Here is a 23,110-nt window from a genome sequence, read left to right on the forward strand (position 1 = left end):
ATTTATATTAAAGGTACTGTATTTAATATATTTGACCTATTTCATGTTTCTCAAATGAGATTGTATTTGTTTAATGGTTTTAAAGTTTTTAATTATTTGATAAGTTTTTTATTGCTTGGTTTTAATGTGTTTAATTATTAATATGTGTATTATAACTTTGGCTTGAATCCGATTTATCGGTTATCCTACCATTTCTGAGTTAACAAAATTTTTACTTTTCAGCCAGTAACGAGATATAACATGAAAAAAGAATATGCACTCTCTTCATTGAAAAAAGTAAATTCAGTTTCATTTTCAGTACGAGTATTTTTTCTGTTATTGATAGTTTCTGTTTTTTTAACTCTCGGGTTGGGTAAGTACTTTACAGATACAGCTGAAAATCGATTAATTGCGAACATTCAATCATTGGCGATGAGCCAAGCAAAGTTAATTGCTTCTATTGATGGTGTTGTGCAATCAGTAAAGAATAGAGATATTCCTAGGCTGAAAGTTATTGCCGATAAACTAAACCAAGATTCTAACTACGATTATGTGGTTATTGGTGATGAAAAATCAATTCGTCTATATCACCCAAATAGCCAAAAAATTGGTTTTCAAATGCAATGGAACAAGCCTGGAGCTTTAGAGAAAGGGGAAAGCTATTTCATTAATGGTGAAGGATCAATGGGAAATGCGGTTAGAGCAAAGACACCTATTTTTGATGAACAAGGCAAAGTGATTGGTGTTGTGTCCATTGGCTACCTATCCAACAAAATAGATACATCACTCAGTGAGTTGTTTGTACAGACAGGCGCTACTTTTTTGGGAATACTGGTTATATTGCTCTTCTTATCGTGGGCATTTTCACGTTTAATTCAAAAGCAAATGTTGGGTATGGAGCCTGAAGAAATAACCCAATTAGTTTTAGTGCAAAAAGGGATATTTGACGCTGTTTTTGAAGGTATTATTGCAGTAAATACTCAAGGGCAAATAATTAATATTAATTCTAACGCTCGGAAAATGTTATCTCTAAGTAAGCCATTGGGCCAGTTAACGGGAAGCTTTGTGTCGGAGCATATTTCGCCAACTGATTTTTTTATGACCGATATTGAAACGACCAAGCATGACGTAATCTGTGAGTTTAATGGCCTAAATGTGATTGCAAGCCGTGTGGCGATTCGTGATGAAGAACATCTTGTGGGAGCGGTTATTAGCTTCCGTAGCCAAAATGATATTGAATCGCTAAACTCACAGTTGACTCAAGTTCGTCAATATATAGAGAGTTTACGGACTTTACGACACGAACACCTTAATTGGATGTCAACACTTAGTGGATTATTGCAAATGAAAGAATATGACCAAGCATTGGCACTGATTAAAGGCGAATCAGAATCTCAGCAGCAATTAATTGATACACTTCGTGGGCAGTTTTTTGATAAGCAAGTTGCGGGTTTATTATTTGGTAAGTACCACCGAGCCAAAGAATTAGGGTTAAAATTAAAATTTACTGAGGGTAGTCAGTTACATGAACTGCCTGATTCCTTAAATGGTACTGAATTTTGTGCCATATTGGGTAATCTACTCGATAATGCGTTTGAAGCAAGCTTGAAAAATAATCAGGGTAATAAACAAGTGGAATTATACCTTTCTGACGAAGGAAAGGAGATTGTTATTGAAGTTGCGGATCAAGGGTGTGGTTTCCCGCCAGAAATTCAAAGTAAATGGTTCGAGCGCGGTGTGACAACCAAAACAGATGTAACTGATGACCATGGTATCGGGCTCTATCTTGTTGCGTCTTATGTTAAACGCTGTAATGGTGCGGTTCTTATTGAAGAAAATCAACCGCATGGTACAGTATTTTCAATATTTATTCCGAAAGTGAAGATATAAAATGATTAAGATAAAAATCCTCATTGTGGAAGATGAGTTGCTGCTTGCCGAAATGCACAGTGAATATATAAAAGCCTATCCTGCATGTGACAAAGTTTGGCTTGCAGGTAATCTTGCCGAAGCAAGAAAAATGGTTGAATACATGAAACCACACCTGATCTTGCTAGATAATTATCTACCTGATGGAAAAGGCATTGATTTGGTTCACGAATTAATACAAGAAAGAAATAATGCAGACATTGTATTTACTACAGCTGCAAGTGATATGGATACCGTCTCTGAAGCGATCCGTTTAGGCGTTTTTGATTATTTGGTGAAGCCGATTGCCTACGAGCGCTTAGGACAAACATTAGATAGATATATTCAACGTAAATCTGTTGTACAGGAAAATAGCAAAACGAATCAAAGTAAAATTGATGATATGTTTAATACTTATGCACGTGGGGAATCTAAGGAAGAACTTCCAACAGGTATTGATATTATTACCCTTGAAAAAATACTCGCGTTGTTTACTGAACCTGATGTGCAATATACGGCGGAAAGTATTGCTGAAACAATCAAACTTAGTCGCACTACAGCAAGACGTTATTTGGAATATTGTTTAGCGAAAGATAAAATTGAAGCCGAAATTGAGTATGGTAAAGTTGGCCGACCGCAACGGATTTACCGTGCCAAGTTGTGAGCGATTGAATTAATAGTATATGTCGACAGACACCCTGCATTGGTTATAAACAATGCAGATTTTCTTTATCTTACTTATATCAGTGCTACAACAGTAAGTTGGAAAAATAGCGTTTATTGTTGCTGATTTTCTAAAATTAACACTTTCTTTTCAGCTCTCTCATGGCCTTTGGCCGCTGCGAGCTGGTACCAACGTAGGGCTTTTTTATTGTCAGGTTCAACACCCATGCCATATTGATAGCAAGCCCCGGCGGCATATTGTGCATCGACACTGTTTTGCTGTGCGGCTTTTATAAACCAATGACAGGCTTTCGCTTGGTCAGCCTTGATACCATCGCCGCGCGCATAGATAAGCGCGACATTAAATTGAGCCGACACTTCACCTTGTTCAGCCGCTTGGGTTAGCCACTTTATGGCGGATTGGGTATCTTTTTTAGTGCCCTGTCCAGTTAAGTACAACATACCTAAGCTATTCTGGGCGGGAGAAAACCCTAATTCTGCGGCGCGGGTAAAATATTGAAAGGCGAGAGGGTAGTTTATTTTATCATACATGCCTACTGCAGCTTGATAGCCTAATAGATAGAGTGCTTGAGGGTGGTTTTTCTCAGCGAGAGTAAGGTATATTGTTTGTGCCTTTTGCGGGTCTTTTGTGACGGCTTTTCCCTCTTCATACCAATAGGCTAGAGTGAGCATCGCAGGTTGAAAATGTTGTTCAGCCGCTTTTTTTAGCCATTGCTCAGCTTCTTCTGGGTTTTTCTCTAATAAATTATCAAGGCCGTGTAGGGTGTATTCGGCCATATTCATCTGGCCAATAGGGTCGCCATTTTCGGCAGCGGTTTTCATCCAATACAACATTTGTTTTTCATCGAGCGTAACGCCAGTTCCTTGCTGGTACATCAAACCAAGGTTAATTTGAGCTTTTGTAAACCCTTGATCAGCAGAGAGAAGGTACCAGTGTAACGCTTGGTCAAATTGATGATGCGACTGATAAAACATGCCTAAGTTAAATTGAGCTTCAGCTTGCCCTTGTTCTGCAAGTGTGATTAACGCTTTTTCATTGATGAGTGGCGTGGCCTCTTCTGCGAAAGCCTGGGGGAGAAATACGTTAATAAAGATAAAAAATAATAAAAATATTTTTTTCACATGACATCCTTTCGACTGAGCGCTCAATGGCTAAGTTATCTTGTTAGGTAAGTTCCTGCAACGATAGATAGATATTTTATATTAATTCTACTAAATCAAATGGTTAATTATTGCTATTAGCACATTGGGCAAAAAGACATAAAAAATTTTTAAAAAAGAGGAACTTTTCCCGTTATAACCACTCTTATTAATATCTATATACTGTTTGCTTGCGTAAACATTCATATATTTACCCTCATCATTCATTTCTTTACACGAAGTAATGTAATAATGCACCTACGTAGTGATAGTTTGAATTTAGCAAAAGATCCTTGAGTAGAATGCATTATGCCCAGTTTATTACTGGGCTTTTTTTTATCCAAAATTCCCGTTTGAATGCTTCTTCAGCGACATCTTCTAACGTCTTTCCTACCAATAAAAGTAAAAAATAGAATTACCTTGAAATGGATATTTTTAGCTTTCCATAACCTATACAGCAATAAATCATAGTGTGATAAATAGCGGCATTATAATTTCAATACAGTACAATATTCTTAACATTTAACGAACAAATGATTAATTAGTAATCGATGATAATTTGGTGGTTTTGTAAAAAATTGAAGTAAATCACGATTAAATTTAATTGATGTAGTAATTAATACTAGCTAATTCTTTAATTTTGGTGCATAAATAACGTATATGGCTTAATTGATTATTGGGTTCTTTGCGGGTTATCTGCCAGTTAATGTTGAATAAATAATCAAATATGCTTTAACTCATTGAATTTATGTTTGAGATCCATAAACAAGTCTACACACAGTTTTGTTTGTTTTGAGGTCAGGGAATGATACTCCTCCTACCAAAAGTGAATCTTTTCAACTTTGAATTCTTGAGACCATAACAATGCGAGAGCGCATAGAGCGTTCCGTGGTTTTTTTGCATATGTACAGGTTGTACTAGAGGTAACTTGTGTCCACAACAAATAACAAAGAGGAAGTTAGTCTTAACGCGTTTAAGCAACCTCGCTCATTCTATCTTATTTTTTCTATCGAACTCTGGGAGCGTTTTGGTTACTACGGTCTTCAAGGGATCCTTCCAATATACCTAAGCCAAGTGCTGGGTATGTCAGAAAAAGAATCAATTACACTTTTCTCAGCGTTCGCAGCATTAGTTTATGGCTTTGTTGCCGTAGGCGGCTGGTTAGGGGATAAAGTCCTCGGAACAAAACGAGTCATTGTTCTTGGAACAATCACTCTGATTGCAGGGTACGCATTTGTTGCTTTCTCAGGGCACGATGTGTCGATGGTCTATGTTGGCTTGGCAACCATTGCGGTAGGTAATGGTTTATTTAAAGCGAATCCATCATCACTTTTATCAACCTGTTATGAAAAAGATGACCCACGGTTAGACGGCGCATTTACCATGTACTACATGGCCGTTAATATTGGTTCATTCTTCTCAATGATTGCAACGCCATGGTTAGCAAAACATTATGGTTGGGATGTTGCGTTCTCTCTTAGTGTTGTGGGCCTGATTATCACATTGATTAACTTCTATATGTGTAAGAAATGGGTTTCTCAGCATGGTTCAAAGCCTGACTTTGCTCCTGTTGTTATTTCAAGGTTAGTTGCTACCGTTGCGGGTGTTATTGCATTAATCGCGATTTCTACATGGTTATTGCATAACCTTGGTATTGCACGTGCAGCATTAGCGATTATTTCTTTGGGTATTTTAGTTATCTTTATCAAAGAAACATTAGCGCTAAAAGGTACGGCTCGTCGTCGCATGATTGTTGCATTGATTCTAATGCTTGAAGCGATAGTATTCTTCGTTCTTTATAGCCAAATGCCAACCTCACTAAACTTCTTTGCACTACATAACGTAGAACATGAAGTTCTTGGTTTTGCTATTGAACCTGCGCAATATCAAGCTCTGAACCCATTATGGATTATGATTGGAAGCCCAATTTTAGCCGCGATTTATAATAAAATGGGTGATAACTTACCAATGCCACATAAGTTTGCGATTGGTATGTTGCTATGTTCCGCTGCATTCTTAGTTTTACCTCTAGGCGCTAAATTTGCAAATGAAGCAGGGATTGTTTCCGTTGAATGGCTGATTATTTGTTACGGTTTCCAAAGTATTGGTGAACTGATGATCTCAGGCCTTGGACTTGCGATGGTGGCTCAGTTAGTCCCGCAACGTTTAATGGGCTTTATTATGGGGGCATGGTTCCTAACCAACTCAGCAGCTGCATTTATTGCGGGGTATGTCGCCTCAATGGCAGCGGCACCTGAAGGTGAACTGACCAGTAAAGTCGAATCTTTGGCCGTGTACAGTGATGTATTCTTGAAGATTGGTGTAGTGACCGGTGTGATTGCAATTTTGATGGTTTTAACCGCGCCGATGTTAAATCGTATGACACTTGAGCGTTAATTTTTATCTTAAGTTGCAATAATCAAAAGGGCTAATAAGCCCTTTTGATATCGGTGACATACAGTATTGGTGTATTAATTAAAATAGCGATTATTAATCAGTTTTAGCGAGCGGTCACGGCCGTTAACTAAAATGGTATTCGAAATACGGCTGTACGCATCTATTGATACACCATCCATCAAGATGGTTGGTGTGATAGCGGTGGCGGCAAAGATGACATCAGAAGTACTGACCATCTGGTCTAAAGATAAAACCTCACCAATTTCTAACCCCATTTGCTGACAACGCAAAACTTCTTGTACCGCGAGTTGTTTGTTTTCTTCGCTATCTCCTTTTGCTTTATCTCGAGAAACGAGTCTTGCTTGCATGTCACCACCTAAAGCGCGCGCGATGGCTGCACTAATAATGCCTTCAGGGGCACCACCAGTTCCATACATCATATCAATTGGGTGCTCAGGGAGGATAGTGAGTAATGAGGCGAGTACATCGCCATCAGGGATGGTAATCACATTTGCACCGAAATTGCGGATAGTCTTAATAATATGTTGATGGCGAGGTTTATCAAGTACCGCGATTGACAGACTTGAGATTGGTTTATTCAATGCAGAGGAAAGAAATTCTAAATTTTTCTCTAGGGGATTAGCAAGGTGGACAGCCCCTTTAGCTGCGGCGCCAACAACAAGTTTTTCCATATACATATCAGGTGCTTGAAGTAGAGTTCCTGTTGGTGCTGCCGCAAGTACGGCAATAGCATTTTTTTCATTGCAAGCGACCATACGAGTTCCATCGATAGGATCTACAGCAATATCTAGTCCAACAGAACCAGATTGTTTGCCAACTTGTTCACCAATATATAGCATGGGAGCATCGTCAATTTCACCTTCACCAATGACAATTTTACCATGGAAATCAATTTCATTTAGGCGATTTCTCATCGCTTCTACCGCGGCTTTATCTGCCGCATTTTTATCTTGTTTACCCACCCAATCGAAGGCAGCGACTGCAGCGACCTCGGTAACGGAAGCGATAGCAGAGGCTAACTCATCACTAATTTTCATTTTTTGTTTGTGTCCCAGATGTATAAAAGAAAAGTATTTATACTATGATACGTTTTTTGTGATCTATCTGGCAAATAATGGGTGATTAAATCGACAGGAAATTTGATGTTAGAATCGAATGGTAGCCTAAACATCGGCTACCATTGATTTGAAAATTAAAGCATTTCGACGATAGTAATACCGGCGATAATCGAAATTAAGGCAGCTAATGTACTTAATAACACGGTTCCTGCTGAGGTTTCAGTATAGGCTTGGTTGCTAATGGCCAATGCGGGAACTGCGGTTGCGGTGGGTAATACGCCAATAATAAATGCCGCTTTCAGTAAATCATCTTGTAAACCTAAAGCGAGTCCAGTTCCTAAAATTAGGGCTGCTTGAACAAAGTTTTTAATAAAAACGTTAAATACAATTTCCTTACTAATTGTCAGTTTGATCCCAGAAAGGAGCAATCCAAGGAAGAATAGGGCGACTCCACCTGCTGTTTTTCCTAATTCATTGACTGAATTTTGTAATATCTCCGGTAATTTAACGCCCAAAATAGCCAGTATTGCCCCTAGAATAGGAAGAAAAACTAAGGGTTGGGCAATGGCTTTACCAACAGATTTTAAGATACTGTTTCCTTGTTGTGACCCGCTGATCATTAAGAGAGTAAATGGAATAATAATAACGGTATAAATGAGGTTACCTAACACCATCGCTATTAAGCCTGATGAGCCTACAGTTGCGAGCAATACAGGTGGCCCACAGTAAGCCATATCAGGAAAAGAGACCGATAAGGCTTGCATGGCTGCATCTTTTTTATTATGGCGAAAAATAAATTTACCAAAAATAAAGCCAATCACGTATGTTGCGATTAATCCTACGGCCAATGCTAATAAATAGTCAATATTGAGCAATACCGAGGGTGGGGCTTGTGCTGCAGCAAGAAATAATGCAAACGGTAATGCTATTTTAACCACAAAGTCAGCAAAGGCTTGGGAATACTCTAGTTTGATGAACCCATATTTCCCTGATAGCCAACCAACGGCTAACCCAAGAACAATGGGCCCTAAAGCAGCAAGTATAATGTGAGTGAGCATTCAAAATTCTCCCGATAATATGCGGTAAGCCTTGTTTCATAAAAAAGTCAATGAAATGACAGTTAACATTTTCCCTTGTGGTTAATCTCATTCTAATTAAAACATTTATATTTTTATCAACGTGTAATAAAGAAAACAATTAATATTATTTTAAATGGATACAGTCATTAAAGGACTAATAAATATTAGTGTAATGTATTGAAGATAAAAGTATTATATAGATAGCATAATAAAAATAATTGTACTAATAAAATTTTCATTATTAATTCGTTGTGTGTCTGAAAATGAATATCGGAAAATAGACAATCAATCCATTATCTATTTTTTTGAATTAAACTATCATTAAATGATGATTAAGGGTTTTCTTAGTTACTAAAATACCGAATGGGAGTATTACTAAGTCATAAAAAAGAGGGAAAGGTGCCGCTTACTTTTTGTTCGTAGTATAGCTAATAGTAGAGTGTAATGAATTATTTTGTAACAGTTTATTACATTTAGTTGGCAAGGAGATCAATGCTATCTACACTAGCAGAAAGCGTGCTCTTTATTTTCCAGATTCTAAATTGTGAATTTTATTATGAGGAAACCTATTTGTGGATACTTGGATACTAGTAGGACTCGTATTCGTTTTTCTGCTAGTGCTAGCTCCGATACTTGCTATCATTGCCATCAATCGAACTGGTCGGTTGCAGTACCAAATTTCGCTGTTAAATCAGAAGGTTTCCTCATTAGAAACTCGACTTTCTAACTCTGAACCCTCACAAAGTGTATCTGTTGATGGTGTAACGGCTCCCCAACCAAGCTTCGATGATAAGCAAAGTGCCTCCTCGATGAGTCATATTGTTTATCAGAAGGCTGAAAAAGAGCCTGTTTTATCTGACCATGTTTTATCTAGTAATGTGAGCTCGGTTCCTATTACGGAACAAACTCTTCATAAAGACCCTCTCGATTGCTCCCTAACTAATGAAAACATCAATCCAAATAGGTTTGATAACTCGGCAGCATCGCAAGTAGATCCAAATCGGTTTAATCATAATAAACGTGAAGAAAATCAAAATAATCAAAACACGGCGAGTCATGATAAATCAATATTTAGCCATTTCTTTAGCTGGCTAATGAAAGGAAACCCTGTTGCGAAAATAGGTATTCTGCTGTTATTCCTAGGTGTAGCCTATTTACTGAATTACAGCGTGCAAAATGACATTGTTTCCCCGCAAATGCGTTTGATTTTTAGCGCAGTAGGGTGCTTAGGCTTACTTGGAGTAGGTTGGTGGTTACGGAATAAAAAGGCATTATTTGGGTTGATTTTACAAGGGGGGGCAATAGGCTGCTTGTATATCACTATTTTTGCTGCCTTTAAATTATATACGATGGTGCCATATGGAATGGCATTTGCCTTTATGTTGCTTATTTGTGCTGCAAGTATTGCTTTGGCATTATTGCAGCGAACAATTAGCTTAGCGGTTTTGGCATCAATAGGCGGGTATTTAGCACCTGTATTACTATCTACTGGTGGTGGAAGCCATGTTGTTTTATTTTCTTATTACTTGATGCTATCAATCGGTATTTTAGTTATTAGTGTGTGGCAGGCTTGGCGCCCTTTAAATTTAGTCGGTATGGTGATGACTTATGGCGTTGCCGTTTTATGGGGGGTAGATAATTATCAGCCAGACTATTATTTATCCTGCCAACTCTTTATTATTGCTAATTTAGTCGTATTTAATGCTTTAACTCAACTATTTTCACTACGTTTTGAACATAGCAAGCAACTTATCGTTGATAATACGCTTTTGTTTGTTCCGCCTTTTATCAGTATTGCTCTTCAATTCTTTATTTCACAAGGGGAAGGTTTGCTGCCAGCCTTTATTTCTCTGATTATAGGCTTGCTATATCTGGTTACGGGTTTACAAGTGCATAAACGCTATAAATCTGCTGGCAAGAATATGGCATTAGCAAATATTATTATTGGTGTTGGATTTATCACGTTAGCTATTCCACTGGCATTAACATTTGAGTGGACCTCGATTATTTGGTCATTAGAAGGCCTGTTAATTCTTTGGTTTGGTTTACAGCAAAACCAGAAAAAAATGGCGACGATAGGCTCTTTATTGATAGTTATTAGCGCAATGACTTTATTAAGTGATTATCCTTATCTATATTGGAGTCGCAGTAGTACTTATATGGTTCCAGTACTATTAGTCGCATGCTTTATGGCGGGAGGGCTTTTCCATACACGTCGTAAAGAAGATGGTAACTTTACTTTATTTAGTTACGGTTTCTTAATTATTGGTTTGGTGACTTGGTTCTGCTGGCTACCTTTATTCACCGACATTTTGTCATGGAGTCGTGAATCTGAAGGCTTTATTATTTTAGTCTTGGTTGTTATTTCTGTTTGGCTTTGGCGTTTATACGCTATCCATATTAATTGGGTACCGTTATTACTATGCCAGTCTATCTTGTGGATTGCGGGGTATTATTATCTTAGCCTAGATTTCTTTAACGACCAAAACCCGATGGGGCGTGGTGAAGGTTCTCTTATATGGCCAGTTGTTTTGGGCAGTTCTGTTTTATTTGTTATTCATGCATATAAGCTTCGCGATCCCTGGATGCAAAGATGTCTCCATAGCGCTAATTTATGGTTAATTCTTGCGTTTATTGGTACTCAAGTAAATTGGTTCGTTTCTATTTTACCTTGGGGAATGCATGAAGTCGGGTATTTTATGTATATCATGGCCATAACGCTAACCATTATTGTTCTGTATTGGCTACAAAAAAATAGAATGCCACCGATGAAACGCAATGGACTGATTTATTGGTATTCGATGCTTCCTGTTGCTGTCGGACTAATTATATTGTCTGGCTATGCTAATTTAGAAGATGGCAAACTGACGTTTTGGAATTACATACCTTTAATCAATCCATTAGATGAAGCTGGGTTATTTAGCATTGCTGCTCTAGTTTTAATACGTAGAGGGTTCATACAAAAAATACGTAAAGTGACAGTCGTTAATTTCTGGGTTCTGCGTAGTTTATTCGTAGTCATAATTGCACTTTCTGCTTATTGGTTTAATGGCATTTTAATTCGTGCAACAGCAGATTTTGCCGCGCTGAGCTGGAATTATGAAACCCTCTATGATTCGCGCTTAGTACAAACTGTACTTTCTATCAGTTGGGCACTGGCTGCATTAGCCTGCATTATTATTGCCACTATCAAGAAAAATCGTATTTGGTGGTTTATGGGGGCAGGTATTTTTGCGTGTGTTATTGCCAAGTTATTCTTAATTGATATTTATGGGCAAGGTGGTATTTCTCGTGCAATTTCCTTTATTGGTGTTGCATTGTTAATTTTAATTGTTGGGTATTTTTCGCCATTACCACCAAAAGAAGCAAAAGGGAAAGTCGAACAGGAGATACAACCATGAGTTTAATAAAAAATACAAGACTAGGTAAGTTTATTACTGTCCTCTCTTTATCATTGTTTTCTAGTTATATGAATGCAGAGACAGTGGAAGAGACGACACCTTATAGTTTTTATCAAGGCTCAGAAATAAATGTGCTTGATACATCGACCCCTTTTTATTGGTTAGAGCTTCCCGTCAATGCGTATATTAATTCAGCGTACCCTAAAACGTTGCAAGATGTTCGAGTTTTTAATGGTACTGGTAATGAAATGCCTTCCGTATTATTTTCTGATACTGAAAAATCCGTCTCTAATGAAAAAGTAGTTTTTACACCACAACGTTTAGTGACCCAAGTTGACAGCGTTAATTCCGATGATGATGTGCGTAGAGAAAGGCAACATCTACTCGTCGAATCTATCCCTGGTAAAGTGAATAGAATTGAGTTGCCTAGTATGCAAGCGAAAGATAACGTTGCTTATCAGGCTTATTTATTAACGAGAAATCAAAACCAAACTAAAGATGCACCCGTTAAGAGCCTGACATTAAACTGGGCTAAAAGTGAGAAAGAGTGGCAGGCAAAGGTATCTATTTTTGCTAGCGATGATAAAGAAAATTGGTTAAATGTAGCATCGAACCAGCCAATTATGAATTTAAAATTAAATTCTGAAACTATTGCAAGTAACAATATTGAATTATTGAATGGTAATTCAAAAGCATTAAATGCGCCGTATCTTATGGCTGTAATTGTAAGTGCTCCAGATATTGTTATACCCGATTTATTAAAAGTAGATGCCAATTCTAGCATATTTAATTCAACTGACCGCCAAGAACTATTTCATTTTGAGATGACAAACGATGGCGTTTCAAAAGATCATATAATCTATCAGTTACCTAGAGCACTGCCGTTAAGTGAATTACAAATACAGTTGCAACAACCAAACCGCGTGATCCCCTTAAAAATCGAGTATTCATCTGATCGCGGTGAAAGTTGGAAATTACTCACTAATATTGTAGCCTATAATCAAACAATAAATGGTGATTTAGTCAGTAATCCAAGCACTGCACTTTATGGCGAAATGGTAGGGAAAGTAAAAATTTCTGCTCTCAAAGGCAGTTGGGAGGATCAACCGCCAAGGTTAACGGGAAAACGAGATGCTTATAACCTTATTTTTAATTTACAAGGTCCCGCGCCGTATTTACTTGTTTGGGGAAATAAACAAGCAAGTTTTGATAAATTAACTACAAGTCAGCTTGTAGGTAAACCAGATAACATTGATGAATTAATGACGAATTACCCCCAGTTATTTCTTGATAACACGATCATTGAGTTGGGAGGGGTAGATAGATTAACTTCAGTAGAAGAGGCTGATGATAATTTTAACTGGTTGACAATGACGTTATGGATACTGTTATTTATTGGTATCTTAGCATTAATCTATTTTTGCTGGTATTTACTAAAAGAAGTCAATTCTTCAGATAAAGCTAATCATGAAGAGTTATAACTAGACATTTTTATTAACCAAATAGGGAATTGTACTCTATTTGGTTCCAAATTACGTCTTTGACAATTCTGACATCTCTTTACTCAAGCATGAGCACACTTACCTTTAGTCTGTTTTTTCTGACAAGGATTTGCGCTAAAACAGTCATAACGAAATAGGAGATAATGATGGAAAGAACATTACTGGCTCGTATATTTATTATGATTGTTATTTTGACCGGCTTTTCAATAACAGCCCAAGCTGCAAGTAATACAGTATTAACAGAAATTGTAGCACATAATCAAGTGAGATATGAGTATGTATTACAAAATACAAACCAAAGTGAAGCAGACATAGAGTTTGAACGAGAAACAAAAGAACGTGATAGTTCCCAATTGCGTAGTATTATTAATGATAAACGTTTTACTGGTCGGCAGTTTAGAATATAGACAAATAAATAATAACTAAATTTTTACTATATACACTAATGTTGATTATTAAGTGAACGTTCTAAATAAAGGAAATTCTATGCATCAAGGCGAATGTTTATGTGGTTCAGTAAAAATCACAACAGCAAAAGATATTAGTCATGTCAGTGTATGCCATTGTGGAATGTGTCAAAAATGGAATGGCGGCCCAGGCTTTAGTGTTGATTGTGGTAACGATTTAATGGTAGAGGGACAAGACTCGGTGACAATCTTTGCATCATCCCAATGGGGCGAGCGTGCATTTTGTAATAATTGCGGTTCACACCTTTTTTACCATTTACTTTCACCTTCAACATACTATGCATCAGCAGCTTTATTTGAAGAGAATAAAGATGCGCAATTGAGTATGCAAATTTACATAGATAGTAAGCCCCAATATTATAATTTTGTAGAAAAAACGTCCATGCTGACAGAGAAAGACATTATGGAAATGATGTCCCCGTCATCGGATTAAAATTTCTAATTATTACTTTAATAGTAAGCGGTAAGGGGGGGAGTAGTAGCCACCTAAACTGTATTTTTTTGGTGCTATTGGTTAAATTAATTTCTTGTTTGTCATGCGAGTAATTTAAATTTGTTTTACAATTAAGAAAATGACTAGGTTTAAACGTTGTTCAGAAGGATAACAAATGAATAGTATGAAAGGAATGCGTCATGCGAGTAATATTGCGTGGGTACTACAATGGATACTAAATATTGGCTTGATCTCACTCGCTGCTGTACTTGTATTCTTTTTAGCTAAAGAAACGGTAACAATGGCTTCATTAATGTTTGGTAGCTCAAAAGGGGCAACGGCCTATGAATTATTAGAAGGCATTGTCATTTATTTTCTGTATTTTGAGTTTATCGCCTTGATTATAAAGTATTTTATGTCAGGGTATCACTTCCCATTAAGATATTTCATCTATATAGGTATTACAGCAATAATTCGTTTAATTATTGTTGACCATAGTGATCCAATGACAACGCTTTTGCATGCAGGGGCAATTTTAGTATTAGTTGTTGCACTTTATATTGCAAACACTGAAAAATTAAAGCGTGAATAACATACATTAGTATAATTTACTAGCATACAAAAAATGTGTAATTATTATTCCTTTTTTTGTATGCGTAACCTCCTAGTAAAACACTTAAGTAATATATTCTGTATCTAAATCTATAAATTAATAAAATTTAAGATATGGTATATGTGGCAATTAAAATTAACATAAAAATTTCTAATATTTTATTTTGAAACTGGTTTATCCTGTTAAAACTAATCACAAAAGTATTTTACTTTTATATATAGGTTATTTACTGTTATAACGTTTCTATTCTAATAACATAAGTAGCTTGTAAATATGACAACTAAAACACTCCCCAAGAAGAAAGGGTTCTTAAACCGTGTTGAGCGCATTGGTAATGTTATGCCTGATGTGACTATGCTGTTTGTTTATGCCCTGATTATATGTTGGTTTTTATCTTATCTACTTTCTTTTGTAGATTTTAGTTATTACCATCCTATTTCAAAAGATAAAATCGCTATAGTTAATATGTTTCAGTATGAGGAAATAATATTATTTATTACTGCGGCAGTTAAAAACTTCATTAATTTCCCTCCTCTTGGTATAACGATAGTGGCAACATTAGGTATTGGTATTGCTGAAAGCAGTGGTTTTATTAATACCGCATTGAAAAAAATGCTGTCGTTTATTTCACCTAGAATGCTAACGCCTACAGTGGTATTTGTGGGGATCGTTTCTCATATTGCTTCGGATTCTGCCTATGTCATTTTAATGCCAGTTGCAGCGATGATGTTTTATGCAAGTGGTCGTCACCCGTTAGCTGGAATTGCTGCTGCATTTGCAGGTTTAGCGGGGGGATTTACTGCAAGTTATACACCTTCAATTATTGACCCAATAATGCAAAGTTTTACGCAAGATGCTGCGCAAATGCTAGCACCAGGTTATAGCGTAAATGTTTTATGTAACTATTTCTTTAGTTTGGGCGGTACATTTGGCGTTATTTTCACTTGTTGGTTTATCACTGAAAAAATTGTTGAGCCATGGTTAAATAAAAACTGTCCGATCAGTGTAAACGACGTTGATACTGATTCTGAAAAAGATTTAGGTAAAATCACGGTTGCTGAAAATCGTGCATTTCGAATTGCAGGTTTAGTGCTAATTGCTTTAGGTATCGGATTATTTGCATTGTTATGGCCAGAAAATTCGCCATTACGTGGGCCTGACGGTAGCTTAACTAGCCCGAAAGCACCTATTATGCAAATCGTTGTGCCTTTACTATTTATTTTCTTTGCTTTACCAGGCATTGTTTATGGCTACATGACGAAATCTTTTACATCAACAAAAGATGTTGTTAAAGCAATGGAAAATATTACTAAATCACTTATCCCATTTATTGTTTTTGCTTTTTTTGCTGCCCAATTTTTATATTCATTTCAACATTCTAATTTAGGCACATTATTAGCGCTTTCAGGGGCTGAACTATTACGTACACTCGATATGCCATCTGGAATGACTGTTTTTGGCGTAATTATATTAACGGCTATTTTAAATATTATGATTACTTCAGCGACATCAAAATGGGCAATTATGGCACCTGTATTGGTACCGATGCTAATGGCTGTAGGAATTTCACCTGAATTAACCCAAGCGGCATTTCGTGTTAGTGACTCAGCAATGAACGTGAGCACACCGATGTTTCCGTTTTATCCGTTAATTCTAATGTATTGTCAAAAATATTATAAAAATGCAGGAATAGGAACATTGTGCTCAATGATGATCCCATTCACTGTTGGGTTATTAATTATTTTGACTTCAACATTATATTTATTCTGGGCTTTTGATATCCCAATTGGTTTCGATAGCGGTTACACGTGGCATCCTGCACAATAAGTAGAGCCTATACCCTATCTATTTATTAAATTAATAGATAGGGTAAATATAGTCAATGCAAGGAATATAAAATGAACGAATTAGGTAAACAATTAGAGCAGCGTTTTTACCGCTATCTCGCTATTGAAAGCCAAAGTGACGCAGCAAACACGATTGTTCCAAGTACAGAGGGACAACGTGAGCTAGCAAAATTACTAGCGCAAGAGCTTGAAAGCTATGGTCTTAAGGATGTTTATATTGATGACCATGCCATCTTATATGCAATGCGACCAGGAAATAAACCTTCCGCACCCAAAATAGGTTTTGTCACTCATCTAGATACGGTCGATGTTGGTTTATCTCCCATCATTAAGCCTCAAACCTTGAAGTACGAAGGTAATGATTTATGTTTAAATGAAAAAGAAAATATTTGGTTTAAGGCAGCAGAGCATCCAGAAGCCGCACCTTATGTGGGTGATGATATTATTTTTAGTGATGGTACTAGCGTACTGGGCGCTGATAATAAAGCCGCTGTAACGGTTGTGATGGAATTAATGAATAAGCTGCAACATGCCGATTTTGATTGTGGCGATATCTACGTTGCGTTTGTACCGGATGAAGAAATTGGCCTGCGTGGCTCTAAAATTATGGATTTATCCCGTTTTAACGTTGATTTTGCTTATACGATTGATTGCTGTGCACTTGGTGAAGTTGTGTATGAAACGTTTAATGCTGCTTCTATTGAAGTTTCAATTAAAGGTATTACCGCACATCCTATGTCAGCTAAGAATGTATTGTTGAATCCTATTCGTGTAGCTCATGATTTTATTGGTTGCTTTGATCGTTTTGATACCCCAGAACATACAGAGCATCGCGAAGGCTACTTTTATGTGACAGATTTAATAGCAAACCCTGATAATGCTAAAATTAAAATGGCGATCCGTGATTTTGACCGCCATAGTTTTGCAGCACGAAAACGTTTTATAGAACAATCGATTGATTTAATAAAAGCTCGTCATCCGCGAGCAAAAATTGAATGTAATATTGTTGATGTGTATAGCAATATTAGCGATTCATTAGGGGATGACCGTACAGCGATCGATTTAATTTTTGATGCATTGAAAATCCAAGAGGTTGAACCTAAAGTAATTCCGATGCGTGGCGGTACGGATGGTTCTGCTCTGTCGGCAAGAGGCGTTTTAACCCCCAATTATTTTACGGGTGCACTGAACTTCCACTCATGTTTTGAGTTTCTACCAATACGCTCTTTTGAGAAAAGTTATTTAGTCTCAGAAACTATTTGTCGTTTAGTTGGAAAAAAATAATCTATCATTTTATTTTTAATATAAAGACCACCCGATAAGGTGGTCTTTAATTATTAATAACAATGAATCATTCTTTTAAATTATAATTTAATGTTATTTTTAATGAAACAAAGATAAATAAAAAAGTGTATATAAATTTTTTATTTATTCATTTATTATTTTTGCAATTAATTTTAAAGTCCAATAGGTGAATTAATTGATTAATATAATAATAATTGATGATAATAAAATTGCAATTCGTGGTTTTGAGGCATTTTTTTCACGTCACATACGCTATAAAGTTGTTGCTTCTTTTCCATTAGTAGAGCATGTGGTTACATGGAATCGATGCCAAAAAGCAAATATGATTTTAATCAGTAGTGATAGTTTTCGTTATGACTCACTAAAAACCATACAAACACTTCGCCGAACTCAACCGGATGTCGGGATCATTATTTACAATGTCAGAAATAATCCTTCGTTTTTTTTAAAAGCGTTAGATATCGGTATTTTCGGTTTACTTAGCATCAATGTGACAGAAGAGGACATCATTGAAGCTATCCAAATAGTGAGTGCTAAGCGGCGGATAATATCTCCAGATATTGCCCAAGATCTTGCTCTTCAGCGGTTAACTTGTAGTAATCAACAAGATTTATATGATTTATTATCGGGACGTGAGTTAGAAATTATGTTGATGATCACTCAGGGAATGCCTATCAAACAGGTGGCAGAGTCACTTTCCTTAAGCCCTAAAACAGTCAATACCTATCGATATCGAATGTTTAGTAAACTTAATATCTGTAGTGATGTAGAATTAACTCATATAGCCATCAGTTATGGTTTAATTACAGCAAAACAGGGTTTATTCGCGTGTCAGAACAGTTCGAACCAAAAGCTTTCTTAAAAACAGTGACTAATCAACCTGGTGTATACCGCATGTATGACGCTGGGGAAACGGTTATTTATGTAGGAAAAGCAAAGGATCTCAAAAAGCGCTTATCAAGTTATTTTCGTGAAAATGTGGGGAGCCGCAAAACAGAGCAGTTGGTTAAGCAAATCGCCTCTATTGATGTGACGGTGACTCATACTGAAACAGAAGCGCTATTACTTGAACACAACTATATTAAGTTGTACCAACCACGTTATAACGTATTGTTACGCGACGATAAATCGTATCCTTATCTATTTTTAAGCAGTGAAGCACACCCTAGAATTTCGATGCATCGAGGGGCTAAACATGCGAAAGGTGAGTACTTTGGCCCCTTCCCAAGCTCTTATGCGGTGAGGGAAACATTAGCATTAATGCAGAAGTTATTTCCGATACGTCAATGTGAAGATAGCATGTATCGAAATCGCTCAAGGCCTTGTTTACAATATCAAATTGGCCGTTGCTTAGGCCCCTGTGTTAACGGTTTAGTTTCTGATGAAGACTATAATCAACAAGTTGAATATGTTCGTTTATTTTTAACTGGAAAAGACAAACAAGTTTTAGCTGGTTTAGTTGAACGTATGGAAAAGGCGAGTTTAGAGCTACGTTTTGAAGATGCAGCCCGCTTTAGAGATCAAATTCAAGCAGTCAGGGCAGTTACCGAGGAGCAATATGTATCGGGTGACAGCGATGATCTGGACGTTATTGGTGTTTCTTTTGAATCGGGCCTTGCTTGTGTGCATGTACTTTTCATTCGCCAAGGAAAAGTACTTGGAAGTCGCAGTTATTTCCCCAAAATTCCAACAGATACACAGCTTGAGGAAGTGGTTCAAACCTTTTTAGGTCAGTTTTATTTGCAAGGAAGTGAAAATAGAACGTTACCTGGCGAAATATTATTAGATTTTGCATTAACAGAAAAAGAATTATTAGCTGAGTCTCTTTCTGAGGTCGCTGGGCGTAAAATTAATATTCAAAGTCAGCCTCGTGGTGTGAGAGCTCGTTACTTAAAATTAGCGAGAACGAATGCATCAATTGCACTTTCAACTAAATTAGCACAACACTCGACAGTACAACAGCGCATGGAAGCACTTGCTAAAGTGGTTCATTTAGAAAATATCAACCGTATGGAGTGTTTTGATATTTCACATACGATGGGGGAGCAAACCGTCGCTTCTTGTGTTGTATTTGATAAATCGGGTCCAGTTAAATCTGAATATCGTCGTTATAACATTACTGGTATCACTCCTGGTGATGATTACGCAGCTATGCACCAAGTTTTAACGCGTCGATATGGTAAACATATTGATGAAAGCAAAGTTCCTGACATTATCTTTATCGATGGAGGAAAAGGCCAATTAGGGCAGGCAACGGATGTATTTAATTCACTTGACGTTCATTGGGATAAAAAACACCCATTGTTAATTGGTGTTGCTAAAGGTAGTGACCGGAAAGCGGGGCTTGAAACGTTATTTTTAAAGCCTGAAGGAGAAGGTTTTTCATTGCCCCCTGATTCGCCAGCTTTGCATGTAATACAGCACATCCGAGATGAGTCGCATAATCATGCGATTACGGGACATCGACAACGACGAGCAAAAGTCAAAAGTACGAGTGCATTAGAGTCAATTGAGGGGGTTGGCCCGAAACGTCGGCAGATGTTGCTAAAATATATGGGCGGGTTACAACCTTTACGTAATGCAAGTATAGAAGAAATCGCAAAGGTGCCCTCGATCTCATACGCCCTTGCAGAAAAGATTTATAATGCATTGAAACAGTGAGTGTCTTAGGGCAACATATTCATAATATCCAACTTGGTCAAAAAGTTAGTGAGCGTGATGAAATTAAACATACCAACGTGGTTGACATTATTTCGCGTCATCCTAATACCGTTTTTTGTATTAGCCTTTTATCTCCCTACCACTTGGGGGCCGTTTGCATGTGCGCTTATTTTTGTTATTGCAGCGGTAACTGATTGGTTTGATGGGTTTTTAGCAAGGTTGTGGAAGCAAACTACAAAGTTTGGTGCTTTTTTAGATCCTGTTGCTGATAAAGTTATGGTCGCAACAGCGCTAGTGTTAGTCACAGAAAGTTATGATGTTTGGTATGTAACGTTACCTGCAGCAACTATGATTGCACGTGAAATCATTATTTCGTCTTTACGTGAATGGATGGCAGAGATAGGTAAACGCAGCAGTGTGGCAGTTTCTTGGATTGGTAAATTTAAAACAACGGCTCAAATGATGTCATTAGTCGGTTTATTGTGGCGTCCAACACCATTAATTGAAAACCTTTCAATTGCACTAATGTATGTTGCGGCTATCTTAACATTTTGGTCAATGTTCCAATATTTAAAGGCAGCATGGGGCGATTTGAGCGAAGCGTGATCGAAATGATTGAAAAAACAGCGAACGATCCAATTATTTCAATATTTGTATTGACTCGATAGGTGAAATCAGTAGAATGCAACGCATCGAACGGCAACATGGTTTACGAAAATAAATAAGTAAATCAGCCAGTTTGAAAGCATAAGCTGAAAAGTGAAGCTTAATGCGGGAATAGCTCAGTTGGTAGAGCACGACCTTGCCAAGGTCGGGGTCGCGAGTTCGAGTCTCGTTTCCCGCTCCAAATTTCGAAAGAAATTCGGACAAGGCGCGTTAGCAAAGCGGTTATGCACCGGATTGCAAATCCGTGTAGCTCGGTTCGACTCCGGGACGCGCCTCCAAATTTAGCCCAGGTGGTGAAATCGGTAGACACAAGGGATTTAAAATCCCTCGGCCTTTAGGCTGTGCGGGTTCAAGTCCCGCCCTGGGCACCAATTTAAAGTAATTAAATGCTATTAAGTGTTTAAGTTTGCTAATCACAGTGTATTTTATAGAATGCATGGGTTAGCTGGGTAAGTTAATAATTTACCCAAATTTTAGAGAAAGACAATTTAGCCCAGGTGGTGAAATCGGTAGACACAAGGGATTTAAAATCCCTCGGCCTTTAGGCTGTGCGGGTTCAAGTCCCGCCCTGGGCACCATCTAAATTTCCAATCAGCTATGATTTGAAATTAGCAATTAGCCACCTAAAGGTGGTTTTTTTGTGTCTAATTTCCTTAAAGTGTTTTGTATCCGCTCAATTAATGTCAATTCCTAGTAGTATTTCTTATTTTTATTCAATGGCTTATTAAAAAGCAAAACGTTTTTTTATTGTGTCAATTAACGCGTAATTCGTGTAAAAAACCGTAAGTCAGACCGTTCCGTTAGTGTTTTATGTCACTATTCTGGTTCTTGAAGAGGAACGGGCTATGTCTAACATGAAAACTGAAGTTGTAGTTGTACGATTAACTAAACATGAACGAGCATTATTAGATACAGTAAAAACAAAACCTTTATTGGCTGACTGGTTGAAGGAAATTGCTATGGCAGAGGTTAAGCAACAGGAAAATAAAAAGAGTAGTTAATTATGCAGAAATCAATCGAGTCATTTAATGTGATGATAGAAAAGTTAATTTTTTGATTAATTATTCGTTTTTGATAGTATCAAATTAGATGACTTAATTGGAATTTGAGAAGTGATGATAAAAGGACTTTTGTTTACGTTAATACTCGTACTTGTGTCTGGTTGTACAACGAAAAAACTGGATGCCCCTTATGGTTTTAGGTGGGGGCAAACCCCCGAACAGATACGTAAATTGCATTTAAAAGAATTACAATGTACTGAATTCCAAGAGGGAGGTGCATTATGTTCATCAACGGACTCCCCTCAAATAGCAAATAAGCTGTTTTTATTGATGTTTTCCCGGGAAAAAAATACGTTAATGCTAGTTTCTTCCCAAGGAAAAGTGAGTCGAGACCAATCAGTCATTTTGGCTGAGTATGATGCAATTAACCAGAAAATGTTTGAAGTTTATGGTTTACCAAAGCAAACAATCGAACGCTATAAACGGGATGTTTATTTCTTAGATAAGATATCGGATGACGAAACAACGCCATTTAAGCGAGTCTATGAAAAAGATGGCATGCAGATTATGGTCGGTATTGTTAGTAATGCCCATTTTCGCAAAATTCACGATAGAAAAGACATTGTTTACTCAGTGATGGTTATCCATAATTTAATACCAACTAAGCCACAATAAGCAGCTATTAAGCTGCTTTACACTCGTTAATGCTATTTGTTCTTTCATTTGGCAATGCGTTTTCATCTATTGTTTTGTCTCTAGATGCGCTCTTGGCTTTGTTAGGCAATCAGCCCAGAGGAAAAATAATTAACTTGAATCGATAATTAGATTCATGACGACGTGTTATTGAAGCTATTAATGATTTTAAATGAGCAATTAATGGGAAAATCATCAATAAACTGGTCTGTTCTCCTTATTTATTGTCACACTGTCTTAAGTAAATGGATAATA

The 23,110-nt window shown here is 37.1% G+C and carries 18 protein-coding genes and 4 tRNA genes; 19 read left to right on the forward strand and 3 right to left on the reverse strand.

The window, feature by feature from the left end; all coding sequences use genetic code 11:
* Window positions 1-240 precede the first annotated feature (240 nt).
* Together dpiB and dpiA are read left to right on the forward strand one after the other, a co-directional pair.
* Entirely contained in the window at window positions 241-1,869 is a 1,629-nt protein-coding gene (gene dpiB / locus M0M83_RS08485; RefSeq protein ID WP_248468238.1) for a sensor histidine kinase DpiB, read from the forward strand.
* A gap of 1 nt (window position 1,870) precedes the next feature.
* Window positions 1,871-2,551 carry a two-component response regulator DpiA gene (dpiA, locus tag M0M83_RS08490; RefSeq protein WP_248468240.1) on the forward strand — a complete coding sequence of 227 codons (681 nt, stop codon included), beginning with the start codon at window positions 1,871-1,873 and terminating at the stop codon, window positions 2,549-2,551.
* Window positions 2,552-2,664: 113 nt separating this feature from the next.
* Here dpiA and M0M83_RS08495 read toward each other — a convergent pair whose 3' ends face one another.
* Window positions 2,665-3,693: an SEL1-like repeat protein gene (locus M0M83_RS08495; protein ID WP_248468242.1), complete on the reverse strand. Its 1,029-nt coding sequence runs from the start codon at window positions 3,691-3,693 to the stop codon at window positions 2,665-2,667.
* A gap of 948 nt (window positions 3,694-4,641) precedes the next feature.
* Here M0M83_RS08495 and dtpA point away from each other — a divergent pair.
* Complete coding sequence (gene dtpA, locus M0M83_RS08500; protein ID WP_248468244.1) at window positions 4,642-6,108, forward strand: dipeptide/tripeptide permease DtpA; 1,467 nt, start codon at window positions 4,642-4,644, stop codon at window positions 6,106-6,108.
* Between the two features lie 74 nt (window positions 6,109-6,182).
* Here dtpA and glpX read toward each other — a convergent pair whose 3' ends face one another.
* Together glpX and M0M83_RS08510 are read right to left on the reverse strand one after the other, a co-directional pair.
* Window positions 6,183-7,160 carry a class II fructose-bisphosphatase gene (glpX, locus tag M0M83_RS08505; RefSeq protein ID WP_248468436.1) on the reverse strand — a complete coding sequence of 326 codons (978 nt, stop codon included), beginning with the start codon at window positions 7,158-7,160 and terminating at the stop codon, window positions 6,183-6,185.
* Window positions 7,161-7,321: 161 nt separating this feature from the next.
* Window positions 7,322-8,245: an AEC family transporter gene (locus M0M83_RS08510; RefSeq protein ID WP_248468246.1), complete on the reverse strand. Its 924-nt coding sequence runs from the start codon at window positions 8,243-8,245 to the stop codon at window positions 7,322-7,324.
* A gap of 593 nt (window positions 8,246-8,838) precedes the next feature.
* On the opposite strand from M0M83_RS08510, the gene M0M83_RS08515 reads away from it, so the two are divergent.
* The 16 genes from M0M83_RS08515 to M0M83_RS08590 all read left to right on the forward strand — a co-directional run bounded on the left by M0M83_RS08515 (window position 8,839) and on the right by M0M83_RS08590 (window position 22,837).
* Window positions 8,839-11,667, forward strand: coding sequence for a DUF2339 domain-containing protein (locus M0M83_RS08515; RefSeq protein WP_248468248.1), 2,829 nt, complete (start codon window positions 8,839-8,841; stop codon window positions 11,665-11,667).
* Window positions 11,664-13,148: a DUF3999 family protein gene (locus M0M83_RS08520; RefSeq protein WP_125890876.1), complete on the forward strand. Its 1,485-nt coding sequence runs from the start codon at window positions 11,664-11,666 to the stop codon at window positions 13,146-13,148. The genes M0M83_RS08515 and M0M83_RS08520 overlap by 4 nt, the downstream gene beginning before the upstream one ends.
* Window positions 13,149-13,315: 167 nt before the next feature.
* The gene (locus M0M83_RS08525; RefSeq protein ID WP_125890877.1) at window positions 13,316-13,576 is read left to right on the forward strand and encodes a hypothetical protein; all 261 of its coding nucleotides are present in this window, start codon (window positions 13,316-13,318) and stop codon (window positions 13,574-13,576) included.
* A gap of 79 nt (window positions 13,577-13,655) precedes the next feature.
* Window positions 13,656-14,069, forward strand: a complete 414-nt coding sequence (locus M0M83_RS08530) for a GFA family protein (RefSeq protein ID WP_213913308.1) — start codon at window positions 13,656-13,658, stop codon at window positions 14,067-14,069.
* Between the two features lie 184 nt (window positions 14,070-14,253).
* The gene (psiE, locus tag M0M83_RS08535; RefSeq protein ID WP_172412229.1) at window positions 14,254-14,661 is read left to right on the forward strand and encodes a phosphate-starvation-inducible protein PsiE; all 408 of its coding nucleotides are present in this window, start codon (window positions 14,254-14,256) and stop codon (window positions 14,659-14,661) included.
* 294 nt (window positions 14,662-14,955) lie between these two features.
* Window positions 14,956-16,509, forward strand: a complete 1,554-nt coding sequence (locus tag M0M83_RS08540; RefSeq protein WP_125890879.1) for an AbgT family transporter — start codon at window positions 14,956-14,958, stop codon at window positions 16,507-16,509.
* A 71-nt stretch (window positions 16,510-16,580) separates the two neighbouring features.
* Window positions 16,581-17,813: a peptidase T gene (gene pepT / locus M0M83_RS08545; RefSeq protein WP_248468250.1), complete on the forward strand. Its 1,233-nt coding sequence runs from the start codon at window positions 16,581-16,583 to the stop codon at window positions 17,811-17,813.
* A 196-nt stretch (window positions 17,814-18,009) separates the two neighbouring features.
* Window positions 18,010-18,696, forward strand: a complete 687-nt coding sequence (locus tag M0M83_RS08550) for a LuxR C-terminal-related transcriptional regulator (RefSeq protein WP_125890881.1) — start codon at window positions 18,010-18,012, stop codon at window positions 18,694-18,696.
* Window positions 18,663-20,495 carry an excinuclease ABC subunit UvrC gene (uvrC, locus tag M0M83_RS08555; protein WP_248468252.1) on the forward strand — a complete coding sequence of 611 codons (1,833 nt, stop codon included), beginning with the start codon at window positions 18,663-18,665 and terminating at the stop codon, window positions 20,493-20,495. Before M0M83_RS08550 ends, uvrC begins: the two co-directional genes overlap by 34 nt.
* Window positions 20,496-20,552: 57 nt before the next feature.
* Window positions 20,553-21,101, forward strand: coding sequence for a CDP-diacylglycerol--glycerol-3-phosphate 3-phosphatidyltransferase (gene pgsA / locus M0M83_RS08560; RefSeq protein WP_248468254.1), 549 nt, complete (start codon window positions 20,553-20,555; stop codon window positions 21,099-21,101).
* Window positions 21,102-21,266: 165 nt separating this feature from the next.
* Window positions 21,267-21,342: transfer RNA gene (locus M0M83_RS08565), tRNA-Gly, on the forward strand.
* A gap of 23 nt (window positions 21,343-21,365) precedes the next feature.
* Window positions 21,366-21,439 (forward strand) — tRNA-Cys (locus M0M83_RS08570).
* A gap of 6 nt (window positions 21,440-21,445) precedes the next feature.
* A tRNA-Leu gene (locus tag M0M83_RS08575) sits at window positions 21,446-21,532 on the forward strand.
* 120 nt (window positions 21,533-21,652) lie between these two features.
* Window positions 21,653-21,739, forward strand: a tRNA-Leu gene (locus tag M0M83_RS08580).
* A 267-nt stretch (window positions 21,740-22,006) separates the two neighbouring features.
* Window positions 22,007-22,162 (forward strand): MbeCy, encoded by a 156-nt coding sequence (locus tag M0M83_RS08585; protein ID WP_125890884.1) that lies wholly within the window; start codon window positions 22,007-22,009, stop codon window positions 22,160-22,162.
* A 114-nt stretch (window positions 22,163-22,276) separates the two neighbouring features.
* Entirely contained in the window at window positions 22,277-22,837 is a 561-nt protein-coding gene (locus M0M83_RS08590) for a hypothetical protein (protein ID WP_140170666.1), read from the forward strand.
* Window positions 22,838-23,110: the final 273 nt, after the last annotated feature.

This window comes from Providencia rettgeri, from assembly GCF_023205015.1.
Lineage (GTDB): Bacteria > Pseudomonadota > Gammaproteobacteria > Enterobacterales > Enterobacteriaceae > Providencia > Providencia rettgeri_E.

What these genes read in the sequence shown, in the direction of transcription:
- dpiB (WP_248468238.1), top strand. Translation starts at nt 241, where the DNA reads ATGAAAAAAGAATATGCACTCTCTTCATTGAAAAAAGTAAATTCAGTT.
- dpiA (WP_248468240.1), top strand. Translation starts at nt 1,871, where the DNA reads ATGATTAAGATAAAAATCCTCATTGTGGAAGATGAGTTGCTGCTTGCC.
- M0M83_RS08510 (WP_248468246.1), bottom strand. Translation starts at nt 8,245, where the DNA reads ATGCTCACTCACATTATACTTGCTGCTTTAGGGCCCATTGTTCTTGGG.
- M0M83_RS08520 (WP_125890876.1), top strand. Translation starts at nt 11,664, where the DNA reads ATGAGTTTAATAAAAAATACAAGACTAGGTAAGTTTATTACTGTCCTC.
- M0M83_RS08525 (WP_125890877.1), top strand. Translation starts at nt 13,316, where the DNA reads ATGGAAAGAACATTACTGGCTCGTATATTTATTATGATTGTTATTTTG.
- M0M83_RS08530 (WP_213913308.1), top strand. Translation starts at nt 13,656, where the DNA reads ATGCATCAAGGCGAATGTTTATGTGGTTCAGTAAAAATCACAACAGCA.
- psiE (WP_172412229.1), top strand. Translation starts at nt 14,254, where the DNA reads ATGAAAGGAATGCGTCATGCGAGTAATATTGCGTGGGTACTACAATGG.
- M0M83_RS08540 (WP_125890879.1), top strand. Translation starts at nt 14,956, where the DNA reads ATGACAACTAAAACACTCCCCAAGAAGAAAGGGTTCTTAAACCGTGTT.
- pepT (WP_248468250.1), top strand. Translation starts at nt 16,581, where the DNA reads ATGAACGAATTAGGTAAACAATTAGAGCAGCGTTTTTACCGCTATCTC.
- pgsA (WP_248468254.1), top strand. Translation starts at nt 20,553, where the DNA reads ATGAAATTAAACATACCAACGTGGTTGACATTATTTCGCGTCATCCTA.
- M0M83_RS08585 (WP_125890884.1), top strand. Translation starts at nt 22,007, where the DNA reads ATGTCTAACATGAAAACTGAAGTTGTAGTTGTACGATTAACTAAACAT.
- M0M83_RS08590 (WP_140170666.1), top strand. Translation starts at nt 22,277, where the DNA reads ATGATAAAAGGACTTTTGTTTACGTTAATACTCGTACTTGTGTCTGGT.